Source organism: Paenibacillus sp. FSL L8-0663, assembly GCF_038008125.1.
GTDB lineage: Bacteria > Bacillota > Bacilli > Paenibacillales > Paenibacillaceae > Paenibacillus > Paenibacillus polymyxa_D.
In genome coordinates this window covers 1,998,257-2,015,212 of sequence record NZ_JBBOYM010000001.1, presented here as the reverse complement: position 1 = coordinate 2,015,212, position 16,956 = coordinate 1,998,257, and the positions used below count along the sequence as shown (strand labels likewise).

The window sequence follows — 16,956 nt, the reverse complement described above, 5'->3', positions numbered from 1 at the left end:
ATTTTGTCATTTGTTTAAATGAAAAGGTACGGTCGTTACGATCACGTCTTTATAATTAATTAAATAAGCTCTCATCAGTAAGCTGGTCTGATTGTGTAGAATATTTTCCCACCAGTGCTTGGTGATGAATTGTGGAATGAGAACAGTGATATGGTCCTCGTCTGCTTTTTTCCACTCTACTGTATCGATGAACTTGCGAAGCGGATTAATAATGCTGCGATAACGGGATTTCAGTACGACCAAACGTATACCGACATCCCACTCTTCCCATTTCTGTTCCATTTTGCGAATTGCATCATCATCCACACCCACATATACGGCAACCACATTGTCCGACAAGGTTTTGGCATAGCTGATCGTATTCATGACGACTCGCGTAATGCCTGCCACCGGAATAATAATCGTATTGCCTTTCACCATAGGTTTATCCTTGGTAATATCAATGCGCAGTTGTTCAGCCGTATTTTTGTAATGCCTGTTGATCTTCATAAAGAAATACAGAACCAAAGGCAGGAAGATAAAGACTACCCACACCTGGCTAAACTTGGTGAAGATAAAGATGAGCGTAATCGACAGCGTGGTCAGCATCCCAACCGTATTAATAGCAAGTTTGACAATCCAGCCTGGCGGTTTGAGCTTGATCCAGCGAATCATCATACCAAGCTGTGAAAGGGTAAACGGGATAAATACCCCTACTGCATAAAGCGGGATCAGATTTTCTGTGTTACCGCCAAATACGATGACCAGCAATGCCGAGAAGATACTCAGAAACAAAATACCATTAGAGTATCCGAGCCGATCTCCACGAACCATGAACATGTGCGGCATGTATTTGTCCTTCGCGAGCATAAAAGCAAGCAATGGAAAGGCCGAATAGGCTGTATTCGCCGCCAAAAACAAGATGAGCGCCGTTACACCCTGAATGATGTAATACATCACACCGCGCCCGAAAGTGGCGTTCGCAATTTGCGAAATGACCGTTTCATGCGGATTAGGACGAACACCGTACCAATAAGCCAGCAAACTGATTCCGATAAACATACACCCGAGAATCAAACCCATCATCATTAGTGTAGTTGCTGCATTTTTGGCAGCTGGCTTGCGGAAGTTCGGAATGGCATTCGAGACAGCTTCTACCCCAGTTAACGCCGAGCAACCCGAGCTGAACGCCTTCAGTAACAGGAACAGGCTGACGTTGGATACCGTAGCTCCAAATTGCGGTGCTGCAGCATGAGCTCCCCCTGCCACGTAATGAATGATACCGCTAATAATCAAAACAAATATGGCAACAACAAATAAGTAAATCGGTACAGCCAGCACTGAGGCAGATTCTGTTACTCCGCGCAAGTTCATAATCGTCAAAAAGATGATCATAATTAGAGCAATGGCGATCCGATGATCATGTAACGATGGGAACGCCGATGTAATGGCATCTGTACCTGCTGATGAGCTAACTGCTACCGTCAGAATATAATCGACCAGCAAAGAACCGCCTGCAATCAGACTCGGACTCTTTCCCAAATTGTCCTGTGCAACAATGTACGCTCCTCCGCCACCAGGATAGGAAAAAATGGTCTGTCTATAAGACAGGATCAGAATGATCAGCAAACCCAATACCGCAATGGATATAGGAATGGAATACCATAGGGCAGCAAAGCCGGCTGTAATTAAAACCAGCAGAATTTGCTCCGTTCCATAAGCTACAGAGGATAAGGCATCTGAGGACAGAATGGCCAGTGCCTTGAGCTTATTCAGCTTCTCATCTTCAAGGGCCGTCGACTTTCGCGGACGACCGATTAATAATCTTTTGACTTTGCTCAGCATTTCGTTGACTCCTTCTTTGGATGAGGGTTTTGCAAAAGAATTATGGATCTTATGTTTATTATGTCACCTGCACATCAGATTGATGAAACAAATGAACTATTATTTTATACTCCCTCTTCCTGAAAAAAACAATAAGGAATGCTCCCTAAAAAGAGCATTCCCGAGTAAGAAAGAGCATTTCGATAAAATACCTTTATGTATACAGTAATTTGAACCTTTCCGGGGTAATTCCTTCAGCTCGGCGAAAAGTTGCCACAAAATGACTGGTATCTCGGAAGCCCACTCGCTCCGAAATCTCCTTTACTGTTAATTGCGGATATTCCGCCATCATTTCCTTGGCCTTCCGCAGCCGAATCACAATCAGATAAGCATACGAAGTCACACCAAACGCTTGCTTAAATAATGTATTTAAATGACGGGAGCTGACATTCATCATAACTGCCATATCACCTAGACCCACATCTGGACTGGCATAATTTTGCTCCATAAAGGCCAGTACAGGGGTTAATCGTTCCACATTATGGGATAGGGAAGGCATCGAGCTATGTTGTCCATGTTTACGCAGCAGAGTCAGAAAACGATACATATTGGCCGAAGCATCTAATCCAGACAAATCACGTTCACTAACCATGGAATGAAGCATCGTTTCCCCAAAACTGTGCAGCTCGCTATCCGGGTCCCAATGATACCCACGCGTATGCTTCAACCCCAGTGCAGTCAGTACAGCAGCGGCGATGGGGCCGTCAAATGTAATGTATAACGTTCGCCATACCTTGGTCGCCCGTCTGTATGCATGGGATTCCCCAGGTAGCAGCAGAACTCCAGACTGCTCCCCCAGACGAAAGGTCCCCCCTTTAAATGTAAACATCCCTTCACCAGACACCGTCTGAATCCAGTGAAAGCACGGATAGCCCTCTGGACGGGACACATCTTCCTGCCTGCTGTTAAATCCGATACTTTCAATAAAAAGGGGTAAAGAGTGCTCACGCGTAGTCAGGAAAAATCGCAAATGATGGGGAGTTAAAATCATAAAAAGCACCTCCGGCGTATGCGGGTATGTATTTCTCATGTAGATCCATATTGTTATATACACGTTCATTTTATTATATTTAAAAGCAGTTATTTGTATTATAAGATAGAATTATTCTTATATACAGAGGTGATTGGCATGATAAGCAGTAAACTACCTAAAGTATTTTACGGTGGAGATTATAATCCTGAACAATGGGATGAGGCCACGCATCAGGAAGATTTACGGATGTTCAGGCAGGCAGGGATTGATATCGCCACGGTCAACGTATTCTCATGGGCCAAAATTCAATCCGACGAAATCACATATCATTTTGAATGGCTGGATCAATTGATTGACAGTCTTTATGAAAGCGATATCTTCGTTTGTCTAGCTACTAGCACGGCAGCGCATCCTGCTTGGATGGCTACTCGCTACCCCGACGTTCTCCGGGTGGACGCTGACGGACGGAAGCGGAAGTTCGGTGGTCGCCACAATTCTTGTCCGAACAGTCCTACGTATCGAAAATTTGCGGAGCAGATGGCTGGCCAACTTGCAGAACGATACAAAAACCATCCCGCGATCCTCGTGTGGCACGTGTCCAATGAGTACGGTGGGGATTGCTATTGTGATAACTGTGCGGCCGCATTCCGGGTGTGGCTCAAGCAAAAATACGGATCACTGGAAGAGCTAAACCGGGTGTGGAATACTTCCTTCTGGGGTCATACCTTCTATGATTGGGATGAAATCGTGCCACCAAATAATTTGAGCGAGCATTGGGGAGAAAATCACTCCTCCTTTCAGGGCATATCCCTCGATTATGCACGTTTTAATTCAGACAGTATGCTGGATTGCTATCTGCTGGAATACAACGCGATTAAAAAACATATTCCCCATGCCGTGATAACGACCAATCTGATGGGATTTTTCAAACAACTGGACTATTTTAAATGGGCTAAGCACATGGATATTGTATCTTGGGATAGTTATCCTGCGGCTAATACCCCGCCAAGCTATACCGCGATGGCACACGATCTGATGCGCGGCTTGAAGGATGGGCAACCCTTTATGCTGATGGAGCAAACACCGAGCCAGCAGAACTGGCAGGCGTATAATTCGCTTAAACGGCCCGGCGTTATGCGGTTATGGAGTTATCAGGCAGTCGCGCATGGCGCGGACACGGTCATGTTCTTCCAGCTTCGCCGCTCAATCGGCGCATGTGAGAAATTCCACGGGGCTGTTATTGAGCATGCCGGGCATGAGAACACACGTGTATTTCGCGAGGTGGCACAGCTTGGCAGTGAGCTTGGCGCATTAGGCAACACGCTACTTGACGCGACCGTCAATGCCAAAGTAGCCATTTTGTTTGATTGGGATAATTGGTGGGCATTGGAAAAATCAAGCGGTCCTTCTGTCGCCTTGAAATATGTGGATCAGGTGCATAAGTATTATGCGACCCTCTTCCGGCGCAACGTACAGATAGACCTGATTTCCGTTGATGCAAATTTCCAGAAATATGATCTCATTATCGCGCCTGTACTCTACATGGTCAAGCCAGGTACCGCCGAGAAGCTGGAACAATTCACAGAGCATGGAGGCACCTTCGTAACGACCTTTTTCAGTGGCATTGTAAATGAAAACGATTTGGTCACAACCGGAGGATATCCTGGTAAACTGCGTAACTTGCTCGGGATCTGGGTGGAGGAAATTGACGCGCTTCTGCCGGAATCATACAATCGCATTGTATTAAAAGAAAAGGTGGGCGTATTACAAGGTGAATATCAATGTGGTCTGCTCTGCGACCTGTTGCATAGCGAAGGTGCCGAGGTGCTGGCGGAATACGGCGATGATTTCTATCAGGGCATGCCAGTGCTGACACGCAATCGTTTCGGTCAAGGCGAGGCATGGTACGTTGCTTCAGATCCTGAAGAGACTTTCCTTGATGGCCTGCTGGGCTACATTTGTGAGCAAAAAGGGATTCCATCCCTGCTGCGTGCTCCTGCGGGTGTAGAAACCACTGTACGGACCAAAGATGGAAAATCATATCTGTTCATTCTGAATCATAACGCCCAGACGCAGCAATATCATCTGGATGATCAGAAAGGGAATGAGCTAATCAGCGGTAAATACCTGGAAGGAGATATTTCTATTGAAGGTTACGGCTTTCAAGTACTGGAGCTATCATAATCACTCAGATTTGACACATACAGTTCATTTTGCTGCATGAGTATAATCTAGGTATCAAAGGAGTTCATCATGAAACGACTGCTATGGATCGGCAGCTTGTCTTATTTTTTAATCGGCCTGGCACACGTGGTTGTAGGCTCCCTACTGCCTGTGTTGTTAGAGCATTACGGTAGAAACTATACGGATGGCGGTAGTCTAATCTTCGCTCAATTTTCCGGTTTTCTGGTTGGAGTCCTGCTGTCACCGTGGCTTGCCCGAAGTTTCGGCAAACGCCGAAGTCTGGTATTCGCCCTGCTCTTGCTGTGCGCGGCTGAAGTGCTATACTCATTGCTGCCGCCTTGGGATTGGCTATATGTCGTCGGTGCAGCAGCGGGGTTTGGCTTCGGCATGGTAGAAACACTCATTGGCACGATTATTATCAGCGGTATTACTCAAGGAACGGGCGCGGCGATGAGCCGTCTGGAAGTATTTTTTGGGATTGGCGCTTTGGCTATGCCCGCTATCGCCAGCCAACTTATCACTCTCGGTTGGTGGCGATTGGCCTTTCCCATCATTTCCATGTTTGCAGCCGTGACCATTATAGCTTGGTTGCGCGGGTCCTTCGGCCCGCTGGACGCTGTATTGGACGCTGTATTGGACCCACAGGAACACCGAGATAACAGCCTTAAGCGTTCGACTAATTCACTGAAGTCACCCACGGAGAAGGCTTCTGAGGGTAGCCCTATTGGCAATCGGAAGCTACTTACACTATTTATCGTCTTTTTCTTTATCTATGTAGGAACAGAGATGAGCCTAGCTAATTTCCTGCCCTCCATGTTCATCGAACGGCTGGGCCTCACTCAAGCCGAGGCAGCACTCAGTGTTACCTGCTTCTGGCTAGCAATGGCTACCGGACGGTTGTTCGCAGGAAGTATTGCTGATCGGTACGGCTATGGTGTCTTTGTAGCCCTAAGCTCGCTGGCGGCGACCGTGCTGCTATGCGTGTTCCCACTGACCAAGGGAACTACCGTTGCCTTTGTCCTTATCACACTGCTGGGGCTGGGCATGTCGGGCATTTTTTCCATCGCACTTGTTTTTGCCAGCAAAATGATGCCAGGCACCGAAGAATCTACCACCAGCCTGCTTATAGGCGCAGGTGGAGTTGGGGGAGCTCTGCTGCCTTTATGGCTCGGAAATAGCATGGATCGTGGTGGAGCAGTCTCATCGGCGTGGTTGCTGGCAGGCTTCACATGTATCCTGTGCCTGCTTGGGGGCATCTTGTACGCCCTATATGTGCGCAAAAAGCGGCTTCAAACCGCCTCATCATGATATACACCTCTACTGGTGCCTTTGTCTGTTCCTTGGTTGTCATCCAAGTGCACATTCAAAGGTGCTTTTTTTACATACTAGACGAATGTACCTTGTACAGTAGCCTGTTTTTAGTCAAAATAGATCGTTTCCTATGAATCACAGGACAGATATCCATGCCTCCTCTAGATGAATGGAGTAGTATACAACAAACCATATGGAGGTGTTTGTATTGGGTCATCCTGAATTAAAACGAAAAAAAGGCCGTAAAAAAAATGTTTTTGTCCGTGCCTGGTTTGATAAGTTAGAAAAAAAGTTTGAGGAGAAGCCCCCAAAGAGAAAGAGCCGCTCAAAACGGAAAGGGTTTGGGAAAGATATTATCGTCAAAAAGCAACTTGTAAGTGTGAATATTAATCATGGTGCTTTAGGGCCTGAAGGGGATTCTGGAACCATAGGTGATTTAGCGCAGTTTGGTTATATTTACAATGTGAAGCCCCAAGTTGTTCCGATTGAAGGGGATGTCATTTGGGATACGAACGGTATACTTACTCCTGGAATTGCTCATGTTCCAGGAACTACACAGATTGCTGTATCCGATACTGGAAAATATGAAGTTCACTTTTCGGTGTCCGGTGTGGAACCTAACCAATTCGCCATCTTTATTAATGGCGCACTGGCTGTGGGAACTGTATACGGCTCAGGAGCCGGGACACAACAGAACACAGGGCAAGCCATCCTTGCTCTGGCATGCGGTGACGTCCTTACTCTGCGAAACCATAGCTCTACTACTGCTGTTACCCTGCAAACACAAGCCGGAGGAACTCAAGCCAGCATAAACGCTTCTGTCCTCATTAGAAAATTGGGATAGGCTTGAACTCCCGCAAAGCCTCAGTGTACTAAAAAAGGGTTTATCCATACAGCGAGGATAAACCCTGAATATTTTTAAAAGGCCATAATGATCCCTTTGTCATTGGCATACATTGAACTAATCCCTCTGGTGGACACAATATGAATATCTTTAAATTGATAGCGTTTCCTCAGCGCATTCATTAATTTTTCCGCCAGCCCAGGATTATTGCAGTGAGTAATGACAATGCTTTCTCCTTCGGTAGCCCGGCCACTTTTTTCAATAGTATCTGCGAGCTTTTCGATAATTTGATTCTGACCGCGTGCTTGAGTAAAAAATGCGATATTACCGTCACCATCCGAGCCTAAAATAGGCCTGATATGCAAGAGTGAAAGTATCTTTCCAGTGATTTTATTCATCCGCCCGTTCTTAACCAAATTATCTAGATTTTCTAAAACAAAGTAGGTTTTCATCTTGCTGATAAAGCTCTCCAAGGATGAAATAATTTCGCTTTTATGATATCCCTCGTCAATCAACTTGCGCAGTTTTAGAGCTAACAAGAGCTGTCCAGCCGAAGCGCTTTTCGAATCAAATACATGAACATCCGCCCCCTCTTCTTCCGCCATATCTTTTCCTACCAATGCACTGGAATACGAACTGGACAGGTTGCTGGATAATGTAATGGCAAAAGAAGTATGCGCACCTTGAAAGGCTTCCTTATATAGCATAGGTGACGGTGATGCGGATCCAATTTTGGTTGTACAGGCTCTCATTTCTTCCATAAACTGAGGTAAGTCCAATGTGTCATCATCTACGAAGCATTTATCTCCCAGCGTCATATTTAACGGGATCGTAGTAATCTGCATCTCTTCTCTAAGCTCTCTCGTTAAATCACAGCAGCTATCTGCTATTATTTTATATCTCACCCGGTACACCCTCACATTATGTTATTTTTCAATAGAACGCGCGTTCATAATACTCAAAGAAAGCTCAATTAACCGTATAAATTCCTTCACATTCTTCTCACCCAAACCTACTACAAGCGCTTCAAAATAACCTTCAATTCTCTCTTGCTTCTGTCTGATCAAGGATTCACCATTTACTGTGAGCCTTACACACATTCGTCGTCTGTCATGCTCAGACATTTCCATAGTCACATAGCCTTTTTTCCTTAATCCCGTAAGCGCTGCCGTAATTCTTGATCTGGATACATGCAGATCATCGCTGAGCAAGGAAGGATTAATTTCATCATCCCGGTGCTGAACTAAATATTGAAGCACATGGTTTTCCCCCTGAACAAGCTCCGTCAGGCTACTGAATAATTCCATGTCATAAATCCGGTTAACGGATTCTCTCAATTCGTCCCTTAGTTCATAATCTTTCATAGTGAACCTCCGCAACACACGTAATACATACAGTTAACTATTAATACTATGTACTATAATGAATTGCCCACGATAATAACAATGAAATATTTGTGAATTTTTATACTTTATCCCCCCCTTGAATGTCCAGTAACAGGAGGTTTTATACCGTGGACTGTGAGACACCCAGAGGAGACAACAAGGAGTGTTTTATTTTATGAGGTTCTGGAAATGTGTTATATCATAGAATTTCAAGGAAAAGGGGGATTTGAGCAGCTCCAAATGAGATTGTTGTTTGGACTATATTAGAGAAGTATTAACATTTACAAGAAAAGGCCAACCACTAAATACGGGTTGACCTCATCATTTAAAGACTGTCTTACGTTTCTAAGAGAAAATGAACTGACTTTACAGCACCGTTTTAACCGTATCTTGGACTTGCTTTAGCAGCCCTTTATAGCCATCTTCATCAAGGTAGCCGATACTTCCAAGCAGCAAGTGACCGACGGATTCAATTCCAACGAAATCAAAAATTCCCGTATCGGATGTGATCTTCAATCCTGCGGTCATACCGATTTCATCGTAGATTGCGTTGGGAGTACCATGTGTATTCACGATAAAACCTTTTTTACCTGTAAGCAGCTTATTAATCCCTTCCGCACCAGCCGTATATGCAAAGCCGTATGCAAATACACGATCAACGTAACCTTTCAGGATAGCCGGAAGACCTGTCCACCAAATGGGAGAAATAAAAGTAATCGTATCCGCTTGTGAGATGTATTCCTGCTCCAATTTAATATCAGCCGGAGTTTGCCCTGCTCTCATAGCGGCAGTATCCTCAGGTTTTAATACAGGTTGAAAATTAAGGGCATAAAGATCGCGTACAACGACTTCATCACCTTTTTCTTTCAAGGTATTTACAACCGTTTCGAGTATCGCGTGATTGAAGCTTTCTGCGTTTGAGTGAGCATAGATAATAAGATGTTTCATTTTAATAACCTCCAGATGTTTTATTGTTATTTTGATATTAATATTAATATAGATATCTATACATTTACTTAAAAAAATTTATAATCTGTTTTTGACATGCTCCAGCAAATATTCCAGTTGTTCTTTTTCTTCATCTTTGAGACCACCATAGATGGTTTCTTGTAATCTATTGGAGATCATCTCAAATACAGGCTCTATCTCTCTTCCCTTATCGGTCAGAAATATCAGGGTAACTCGGCTATCCTCCCTTTCTTTTTTTCTTTCGACATATCCCAACTTCACTAGCTTGTCGATCAAAACAGTGACCGTGGGTTGCTGACGAGAAATTTTTTGCGTCAATTCCTTAATAGAAAGCCCGTCGTTTTGATAAAGGAACATTAGGATTCCGCCATGAGTAGGAACAATCCCTTCAATTCCATTCGATTCGAGCTCAGACACAATCAATTTATTGATCGAGTCTCTAATGGTTCCTATCAGTGCAGCTGCATTATTTTTTAACATACAAGCATTATTACATAGACATCTATATATATCAAGTGTTGGTGTCAGTCTGAACTAAAAGCAAATATGACTTAATCTATAATGGTTCATGGTGGATTACTATCGCAGACGCATAAAAAAGCCAAAATACCCAAGTTCCTTACCTGACTTTGAGTATTTTGGCTTACAGTATTTATTTATGAAATGAAGAGATGTTCAAAGTATGATATGTTTTAGTTGAGCGTTTGAAGTATCTCAGGTGTAAAGGTTTGAAGATCATGAATTCGGCCTTCACGTATTTTCGTAGCCCATGCAGGATCGCCCAGAAGCGCACGCCCAACAGCTACCAGATCAAATTCATTGTTGTCGAGCCGTTCCAGAAGTTCATTAATATCTTGGTGTCCTGCCCCTTTCCCTTCGATATAACTTACAAAATCCTCATCCAGACCTACAGAGCCAACCGTAATCGTAGTTTTTCCAGTCAGCTTCTTCACCCATCCGGCAAAGCTCAAATCGGAGCCTTCAAATTCAGGTACCCAAAAGCGACGTGTCGAGCAATGGAAGATGTCCACGCCCGCTTCTACTAATACATTCAGGAATTGCTCCAGTTTATCCGGTGTATCGAACGGCTTTGCGTTGTAATCATTCATTTTCCATTGGGATAGGCGCATGGCAATAGGGTAGTCAGGGCCAACCTCAGCACGAATAGCTTCCACAAGCTCAATGGCGAATTGAGCACGTTTTATGATATCGCCACCATAGCGATCCGTACGTTGGTTCGTCCTCTCCCAAAAGAATTGATCAACCAGATAGCCGTGTGCTCCGTGAATTTCAACGCCGTCAAAACCCAGTCGTTTTGCATTCGCAGCTGCATCGACATAGGCGCGAATGACCTTGACAATTTCTTCTTCTGTCATCGGCTCGGTCACTTTATTGCCTTCCAGATCCAGCCCCGATGGACCAATCGATAGCGCTTCGGGATTCGGCTGAGATCCCAAAGGACGAGCCATCCCCATATGCCAAAGCTGTGGGAAAATTTTACTACCAGCTTCATGAACCTGTCTGACCACTTCAGCCCAACCGTTTAAAGCCGCTTCCCCATAAAAATTAGGTATCCTCGGCTCACTTGTTCCAGCCGGATGGTCAATCACTGCGCCTTCAGTAATAATAAGACCTACATCATTCTCTGCGCGACGGCGATAATAAGCGGCTACATCCGGTCCTGGCACACCATTTGGTGAAAAAGCGCGGCCCATTGACGGCATTACAATACGAGTCTGTAGGGTTAGATTATGAATGGTATAAGGTTGAAATAAAGCTTCTGTTGAATGAACATTTTGCGGTTGATTACTCAAGGATTGTCCCTCCTCATTTTCTTTTATTCTTTTAAAGGATTATATATAAGGCTCGTGCATCTTCAAACGGGGTGCAAGTGAAATGTTAGCAATGTTTAATTTATCATTCAACCGACAAAATGTTCATTCTGTTGCTTAACCAAAAGGGTTATGAAATTGTTGTATATCTAAATTCACTTGTTGACAAAACAACACATGTTTATAATGGGGGAATCATTTGATTTACCTGAAAGGAGTGTCTTTAGGATGCCTGGTGTAACTTCACCCAACCCAAACGATCCTCGCGTCATTCGAACACGTAGATTAATTCTCGACGCATTCGTTGACCAATTAAATAAGAAAGACTTCTACACGATTACGATCAATGACATTACCCAAAAAGCCACCATTAACCGCGCCACGTTCTATGCACATTTTCAAGATAAATATGCACTGCTTGAAACCCTTTTGTCAGATGCATTTTTGGAGTATGTTATCAAGAGGATTGATGCTGAGGCACGTTTGTCGGAGGAGATCATTCAGAAACTTATTCTTTCGTTATGTGACTATCACGACTCAAGTAACCAATGCGTTCATAAATATAATTCAGTGGCACCGATCCTGGAAGAACATATTAAGAATCAATTACAGCAATTCATACTTCAACTCATAACAAGAGAAGCCAATAATACAGACCAAAGAACGTTAGAACTTGCCGCGACCATTTTAAGCTGGTCCATTTATGGTGTAACCTTTCGCTGGAATGTGGAAGGAAAAAAAGAGTCTCCTACAGATTTAGCCGAGAGAGCTGTGCCTTTAATCTTCAATGGGGTTGTCTTATCTCTAGTCTCACAAATCTCTTAGTAGAAAATGCGAATAAAAAGGGCCGTTCCCAGTATACTTCGATCAGTTCCTGGGACAGCCCTTATAGTATTTAGTAAAATAATTGCCTCTTTTATTTAAAGAATTTTCTTAAACATCTCGATAACTTGTTCTTTGCTAGGTATAAACGGATTGCCCGGAGCGCAAGCATCCTTCATTGAGTTCTCGGCAAGCAGATCCAAATCCACTTCATTTACACCTAGTTCAGAAAGTTTGGAAGGAATCCCTACTTCCTTCGACAGGTCTTTGATTCTTTGGATTACATAGTCTGCGCATTCCTTATCCGTTTTCCCCTTATCTTCAAAACCGATGACCTTAGCGATGGCACGAAACTTCTCCGGTACATGCTTGGCATTCTCCTCCTCCACAATCGGCAGCAGCATGGCATTACAAACACCATGAGGCAAATCGTAAACGCCGCCAAGCTGATGCGCCATCGCATGAACGTAACCCAATCCGGCATTATTAAATGCAAGTCCTCCCAGGAAAATAGCGTATACCATTTGCTCACGTGCTTCTATATCATGACCGTCTCTCACTGTACGAGCCAAATGATTAAAAATAATTTCTACTGCTGCCAAGGCAGTCGCATCCGTTACAGGATAGGAACCTGGCGTAACCAAAGCTTCAATGGCATGGGTCAAAGCATCTAGTCCTGTAGCTGCCGTTAACGCGGCCGGTTTGTCTACCATCAGTTCAGGATCATTAACTGAAATCGTAGCTACACTATTCTTATCAACCATAACCATCTTTACCTTGCGCTCTTCGTCCGTAATGACATAATTGATCGTGATTTCAGCAGATGTTCCTGCTGTGGTATTAATGGCGACAATAGGAAGCGATTTATGCTTGGATTTATGAACGCCCTCATACTCGGTTATATGTCCCCTATTGGTGGCAATAATGCCGATTCCCTTAGCCGTATCCTGTGGTGATCCTCCGCCAATCGAAATTAAAAAGTCACATTCATTTTCTTGCAGAAACTGAACACCATCATGTACATTTTTACAGGTCGGATTTGGTTTTACTTCATCGTATACCGCATAGTTCAATCCAATATCATCCAGCAAAGATGTAACCTTGCCTGCAATACCACTCTTCATCAAAAATTTATCCGTCACGACTAGAGCTTTGTTTAAATTCAGTTCTTTTATATACGGCCCAACTTCTTGCAAACAGCCTGTTCCCATAAGATTGATAGATGGTACAAAAAATACATGTGCGCTCATATAAAATCGGCCTCCTAAAGGATTCACTTCTTGTTGCCTCGCTAAATATAAGGGTATTTCTCAAAAGTGAAATATTTCACATATATAATGTTATCTTTATTTTATTTTGGTGTCAACAATTAAACACAGATATTTATTGGTTTTATTTTTGTTTGTTTACGTTTTTCGAATCAATCCAATATTTGGTACACAACTAATCGGAGGAAGCCTCGTACAACTTAGATGAACATATTCACAATGAGGTGATGACAGCATGACAATCAACAAGAAAGCATTGCTAGCTCTGCTAGCAGTATCACTGCTCCAAGCAAACCCGTCGTATGCGAAGTCGGTACCGCTGACTCCGGTGACGACCGTTTATGTAGATGACCGCCCACTTCAGCTTGCTGCCCAGCCGCTGCTGCTAGAAGGAACAGCGCTCGTCCCGATGCGCCAGTTGTTTGAGGCACAAGGAGCCGAGCTTTCCTGGAACGCATCCAGCAAAACCGTAACAGCTACCAAAAATGAAGCGGTGCTGACCTACCGTATGGGGGAACTTGCTGCCACCTTAAACGGCAAAACGCTGTCCCTGAATGTTCCTGGACAAATTGTTGAGGGCAACACAATGATTCCACTACGTTTTGTGAGCGAGGCACTTGGGAGCACAGTGAAGTGGGATGCCCTGACCCGAGCGATTCGGATTGTCTCCAGTAACGATTTTTTTACAACGGTTCTTTCGGGAGTCAACCTGCGCAGCAAACCGGATTCGTCGGGAGCTTCCCCTTCCCTGCGGCTTATTCCAGCCAACGAAAAGGTTCATGTCATCCGTGAGATCAATGCCCTCTGGTTGGAAGTGCGCACTAAAGACAACCTGACCGGATACATATCGGCTAAACCCAAATACAGCGATTATACCAGCTCATCCCTGGTGGAACGGCAGGGAGATGAACTCATCGCCTACGGAGAGAAATTCCTTGGTACTCCTTATGAATTCGGCGCAGCAAGCGGCCAGACATCGACCTTTGATTGTTCTTCTTTTGTGGGGGAAGTGTTCCGACATACGCTCTCCATCGACCTCCCCCGTGTCTCTTACGATCAGGCTAAAGAAGGCCAGAAGGTCGGGCTAAACGAGCTACGTAAAGGCGACCTGCTGTTCTTCAGCGCACGCGACCTGGAGATCGGCCATGTGGCGATCTATGCAGGGAACAACAAATTGTTGCATACATTCTCCAAAGAACGTGGCGTTCATTTTGACACGCTTGATGGTAAATGGCAGAATCGTTTCGTAACAGCCCGCAGGCTGTTTTAAGACAAACTGGATGGCTAATAATAGCGGGCTATTCCAGTACCACATTCAATATTTTCTGTTTGCATTTTTGCCGGACGCCTCCCTTGCGGTTTGCGTTCAGGTGGCAAAAGGTATTGATTCGTTCCCATTGTTCAACACGTAATTCGATCCTCTTCTCTAGCACTTTCTCTCAAAATCTTGGATCTTCCCCATCAGATCTGCTTAAATAGGATTAATAGAATGTGCAGAAAACACGAATATGTATGCTAATTATAGACAGGAGGAATCGTTATGCAATTTGAGACAAAACGGCTCATCATTCGTGATATTTGTACATCCGATTGGGGAAGTATACATACCTACACGTCATTGCCTGAAGTTACTAGGCACACAGCATGGGGACCCAATACAGAAGAAGATACAAAGGCATATATAGAACAAGTTCTAGCCTCACAGCAGGAAAAGCCACGACAAGACTACGAACTAGCCATATGTCTGAAAAACACTGGAATCCTGATCGGCGGTGTTGGTATTCATGTCAAAGATACTAATGCAGAAATGGGCTATATTCTAAACCCAGATTATCAAGGAAAGGGTTATGCAACAGAAGCGGCACGAGCCCTGCTAGGCTTTGGATTTAGCACACTTGATGTCCATCGTATTTATGCAACATGTCGTCCAGAAAATAAGGCTTCTGAGAAGATTATGCAACAGATCGGAATGCAACGTGAAGGTATAATGCGAGAACACTGGTACTACAAAGGCGAATTTCACGATTCATATTTGTACTCTATTCTTTCTGAGGAATATAACAGGACATAAAAGGTATTGTTTACATCTTGGGAAGCATGTTGCTGCGATAAATTGATAGTAAACCATTTTGACTATCTAGTTTGAAAATATATATCGTTGGAAATAGGTGTTGTTAAGAACGTGTCTGAGCCATTCTGTGAGGAGTTTTAACGACAAATAGGTTCGAGGAACTTCTCTGAACGATACAATTTTTAATTAAGGAGGGAACAACATGGAAGCTTTTGCAGAATATTTAGCGCATATTGATAACCCCCAACATCGGGCTCGAACGCAAGAAGTATTGGCTTGGGTAACCAAGAAATTTCCAAATTTAATGCCAAAAATTGCGTGGAATCAGCCTATGTTTACGGATCACAGCACATTTATTATTGGCTTTAGCGTAGCCAAACATCATTTGGCCGTTGCCCCTGAAAAGGCAGGGATTAATCATTTTTCTGAGTTAATTGTGCAGGCTGGCTATGATCACACCAAGCAGTTGGTACGTATCCAGTGGGATAGTCCAGTTGATTTCTCATTACTTGAGAAAATGATCGAGTTTAATATTTTGGATAAGGCAGACTGTTCAACCTTTTGGCGGGAATAAAAAAAGGTTCCTTTTCTCGTAAAACTATACACCGAGCATCACAAATAAGTGTTTTTCTTCTCACCCCCTCTACCATCCTTCGAAATCTCATCAGGCTAATGCCCCTTAAAGCGGCTTTATGCTATAATGTGGAAAGTATGGATTGTTACATGCACAGGAGGATTGGAGAAAAATGATTGGGAAATTTTTAATTTTCTCTCTACTATGGAGTTTGCTCGGCAACCCGTTTCTGGCACTGCTCGTACTCTTAATCGTGATCTATATATTGGATCGTAGCTTTGTCGGTGTATTGCCCAGCATCAGCAAACCATGGAAAAGAAGACGCAATGCCGCTCGATTGCGCCAACAGATTGCGCTAAACACCAACGATGTGGCTGCTAGGTTCGATTTGGCTCGTATCTGGATCGAAAGCAAGAAATATCCGCAGGCTTTGGAGCTCTTATTGGAAATTCAATCCCGTTATGAAGACTCAGCAGACTATTGGAACGCACGGGGAACGGCTGAAGTACATACAAACCATCTGGAGGATGGAGAACAACATTTACTAAAAGCACTGGATATTAACCCGCGGGTACAGTACGGTGAGCCTTATTTGCATTTAGCCGCTGCTTTCAAGGAACGTGACGTCAATAAGTCGCTTCATTATCTGCAGCAATTTCAGGAGATTCAGTCTTCTTCCAGCGAGGGTTATTATCTGACAGGCTTGATGTACCGTATGCTGGGACGCAAGGATGAAGCCACTATAGCCTTTAACCAGTCCATTGCCGTCTATCGCTCTCTACCCAAATACCGCAAACGAAGTGAGCGCAAGTGGGCTGCGCGTAGCTTATTTCGTAAATCAATCGGCTAAACAGCGCCTA

General features: G+C 44.1%; 16 protein-coding genes. 8 read left to right on the top strand and 8 right to left on the bottom strand.

Features of this window, described 5'->3' with window-relative positions; all coding sequences use genetic code 11:
* Positions 1–6: 6 nt before the first annotated feature.
* Both MKY75_RS09215 and MKY75_RS09210 read right to left on the bottom strand, forming a co-directional pair.
* A complete protein-coding gene (locus tag MKY75_RS09215; protein ID WP_029514744.1) occupies positions 7–1,824 on the bottom strand; it encodes an APC family permease in 1,818 nt (605 codons plus the stop codon).
* 193 nt (positions 1,825–2,017) lie between these two features.
* Positions 2,018–2,854: an AraC family transcriptional regulator gene (locus MKY75_RS09210; RefSeq protein ID WP_029514745.1), complete on the bottom strand. Its 837-nt coding sequence runs from the start codon at positions 2,852–2,854 to the stop codon at positions 2,018–2,020.
* A 138-nt stretch (positions 2,855–2,992) separates the two neighbouring features.
* On the opposite strand from MKY75_RS09210, the gene MKY75_RS09205 reads away from it, so the two are divergent.
* From MKY75_RS09205 to MKY75_RS09195, 3 genes are all read left to right on the top strand, one after another.
* Positions 2,993–5,020, top strand: coding sequence for a beta-galactosidase (locus MKY75_RS09205; protein ID WP_029514746.1), 2,028 nt, complete (start codon positions 2,993–2,995; stop codon positions 5,018–5,020).
* A gap of 69 nt (positions 5,021–5,089) precedes the next feature.
* On the top strand, positions 5,090–6,328 hold the full coding sequence (locus tag MKY75_RS09200; RefSeq protein ID WP_340885067.1) for an MFS transporter: 1,239 nt from the start codon (positions 5,090–5,092) through the stop codon (positions 6,326–6,328).
* Between the two features lie 211 nt (positions 6,329–6,539).
* The gene (locus MKY75_RS09195; protein ID WP_029514748.1) at positions 6,540–7,175 is read left to right on the top strand and encodes a hypothetical protein; all 636 of its coding nucleotides are present in this window, start codon (positions 6,540–6,542) and stop codon (positions 7,173–7,175) included.
* 74 nt (positions 7,176–7,249) lie between these two features.
* Here the strand turns inward: MKY75_RS09195 and MKY75_RS09190 are convergent, their stop codons facing one another.
* The 5 genes from MKY75_RS09190 to MKY75_RS09170 all read right to left on the bottom strand — a co-directional run bounded on the left by MKY75_RS09190 (position 7,250) and on the right by MKY75_RS09170 (position 11,343).
* Positions 7,250–8,080, bottom strand: coding sequence for a DegV family protein (locus tag MKY75_RS09190; protein WP_029514749.1), 831 nt, complete (start codon positions 8,078–8,080; stop codon positions 7,250–7,252).
* 21 nt (positions 8,081–8,101) lie between these two features.
* Positions 8,102–8,539: a MarR family winged helix-turn-helix transcriptional regulator gene (locus MKY75_RS09185; protein WP_029514750.1), complete on the bottom strand. Its 438-nt coding sequence runs from the start codon at positions 8,537–8,539 to the stop codon at positions 8,102–8,104.
* A gap of 387 nt (positions 8,540–8,926) precedes the next feature.
* Positions 8,927–9,508 (bottom strand): NAD(P)H-dependent oxidoreductase, encoded by a 582-nt coding sequence (locus tag MKY75_RS09180; RefSeq protein ID WP_069011382.1) that lies wholly within the window; start codon positions 9,506–9,508, stop codon positions 8,927–8,929.
* A 78-nt stretch (positions 9,509–9,586) separates the two neighbouring features.
* Positions 9,587–10,009 carry a MarR family winged helix-turn-helix transcriptional regulator gene (locus MKY75_RS09175; protein ID WP_039274799.1) on the bottom strand — a complete coding sequence of 141 codons (423 nt, stop codon included), beginning with the start codon at positions 10,007–10,009 and terminating at the stop codon, positions 9,587–9,589.
* A gap of 212 nt (positions 10,010–10,221) precedes the next feature.
* Positions 10,222–11,343, bottom strand: a complete 1,122-nt coding sequence (locus MKY75_RS09170; protein ID WP_029514752.1) for an NADH:flavin oxidoreductase — start codon at positions 11,341–11,343, stop codon at positions 10,222–10,224.
* A gap of 246 nt (positions 11,344–11,589) precedes the next feature.
* Between MKY75_RS09170 and MKY75_RS09165 the strand changes: the two genes are divergently transcribed.
* A complete protein-coding gene (locus MKY75_RS09165) occupies positions 11,590–12,186 on the top strand; it encodes a TetR/AcrR family transcriptional regulator C-terminal domain-containing protein (RefSeq protein ID WP_029514753.1) in 597 nt (198 codons plus the stop codon).
* Positions 12,187–12,281: 95 nt separating this feature from the next.
* Here MKY75_RS09165 and MKY75_RS09160 read toward each other — a convergent pair whose 3' ends face one another.
* Complete coding sequence (locus tag MKY75_RS09160) at positions 12,282–13,433, bottom strand: iron-containing alcohol dehydrogenase (protein WP_340885065.1); 1,152 nt, start codon at positions 13,431–13,433, stop codon at positions 12,282–12,284.
* A gap of 253 nt (positions 13,434–13,686) precedes the next feature.
* Between MKY75_RS09160 and MKY75_RS09155 the strand changes: the two genes are divergently transcribed.
* From MKY75_RS09155 to MKY75_RS09140, 4 genes are all read left to right on the top strand, one after another.
* Entirely contained in the window at positions 13,687–14,721 is a 1,035-nt protein-coding gene (locus MKY75_RS09155; protein ID WP_318626687.1) for a C40 family peptidase, read from the top strand.
* A gap of 270 nt (positions 14,722–14,991) precedes the next feature.
* Positions 14,992–15,522, top strand: coding sequence for a GNAT family N-acetyltransferase (locus MKY75_RS09150; protein ID WP_340885064.1), 531 nt, complete (start codon positions 14,992–14,994; stop codon positions 15,520–15,522).
* A gap of 202 nt (positions 15,523–15,724) precedes the next feature.
* Entirely contained in the window at positions 15,725–16,096 is a 372-nt protein-coding gene (locus MKY75_RS09145; protein WP_029514757.1) for an iron chaperone, read from the top strand.
* Between the two features lie 172 nt (positions 16,097–16,268).
* Positions 16,269–16,946 carry a tetratricopeptide repeat protein gene (locus MKY75_RS09140; RefSeq protein ID WP_029514758.1) on the top strand — a complete coding sequence of 226 codons (678 nt, stop codon included), beginning with the start codon at positions 16,269–16,271 and terminating at the stop codon, positions 16,944–16,946.
* Positions 16,947–16,956 lie beyond the last annotated feature (10 nt).

Coding starts and splice junctions, on each gene's coding strand:
- MKY75_RS09215 (WP_029514744.1), bottom strand. CDS start 1,824: ATGCTGAGCAAAGTCAAAAGATTATTAATCGGTCGTCCGCGAAAGTCG.
- MKY75_RS09210 (WP_029514745.1), bottom strand. CDS start 2,854: ATGATTTTAACTCCCCATCATTTGCGATTTTTCCTGACTACGCGTGAG.
- MKY75_RS09205 (WP_029514746.1), top strand. CDS start 2,993: ATGATAAGCAGTAAACTACCTAAAGTATTTTACGGTGGAGATTATAAT.
- MKY75_RS09200 (WP_340885067.1), top strand. CDS start 5,090: ATGAAACGACTGCTATGGATCGGCAGCTTGTCTTATTTTTTAATCGGC.
- MKY75_RS09185 (WP_029514750.1), bottom strand. CDS start 8,539: ATGAAAGATTATGAACTAAGGGACGAATTGAGAGAATCCGTTAACCGG.
- MKY75_RS09180 (WP_069011382.1), bottom strand. CDS start 9,508: ATGAAACATCTTATTATCTATGCTCACTCAAACGCAGAAAGCTTCAAT.
- MKY75_RS09175 (WP_039274799.1), bottom strand. CDS start 10,009: ATGTTAAAAAATAATGCAGCTGCACTGATAGGAACCATTAGAGACTCG.
- MKY75_RS09165 (WP_029514753.1), top strand. CDS start 11,590: ATGCCTGGTGTAACTTCACCCAACCCAAACGATCCTCGCGTCATTCGA.
- MKY75_RS09160 (WP_340885065.1), bottom strand. CDS start 13,433: ATGAGCGCACATGTATTTTTTGTACCATCTATCAATCTTATGGGAACA.
- MKY75_RS09155 (WP_318626687.1), top strand. CDS start 13,687: ATGACAATCAACAAGAAAGCATTGCTAGCTCTGCTAGCAGTATCACTG.
- MKY75_RS09150 (WP_340885064.1), top strand. CDS start 14,992: ATGCAATTTGAGACAAAACGGCTCATCATTCGTGATATTTGTACATCC.
- MKY75_RS09145 (WP_029514757.1), top strand. CDS start 15,725: ATGGAAGCTTTTGCAGAATATTTAGCGCATATTGATAACCCCCAACAT.
- MKY75_RS09140 (WP_029514758.1), top strand. CDS start 16,269: ATGATTGGGAAATTTTTAATTTTCTCTCTACTATGGAGTTTGCTCGGC.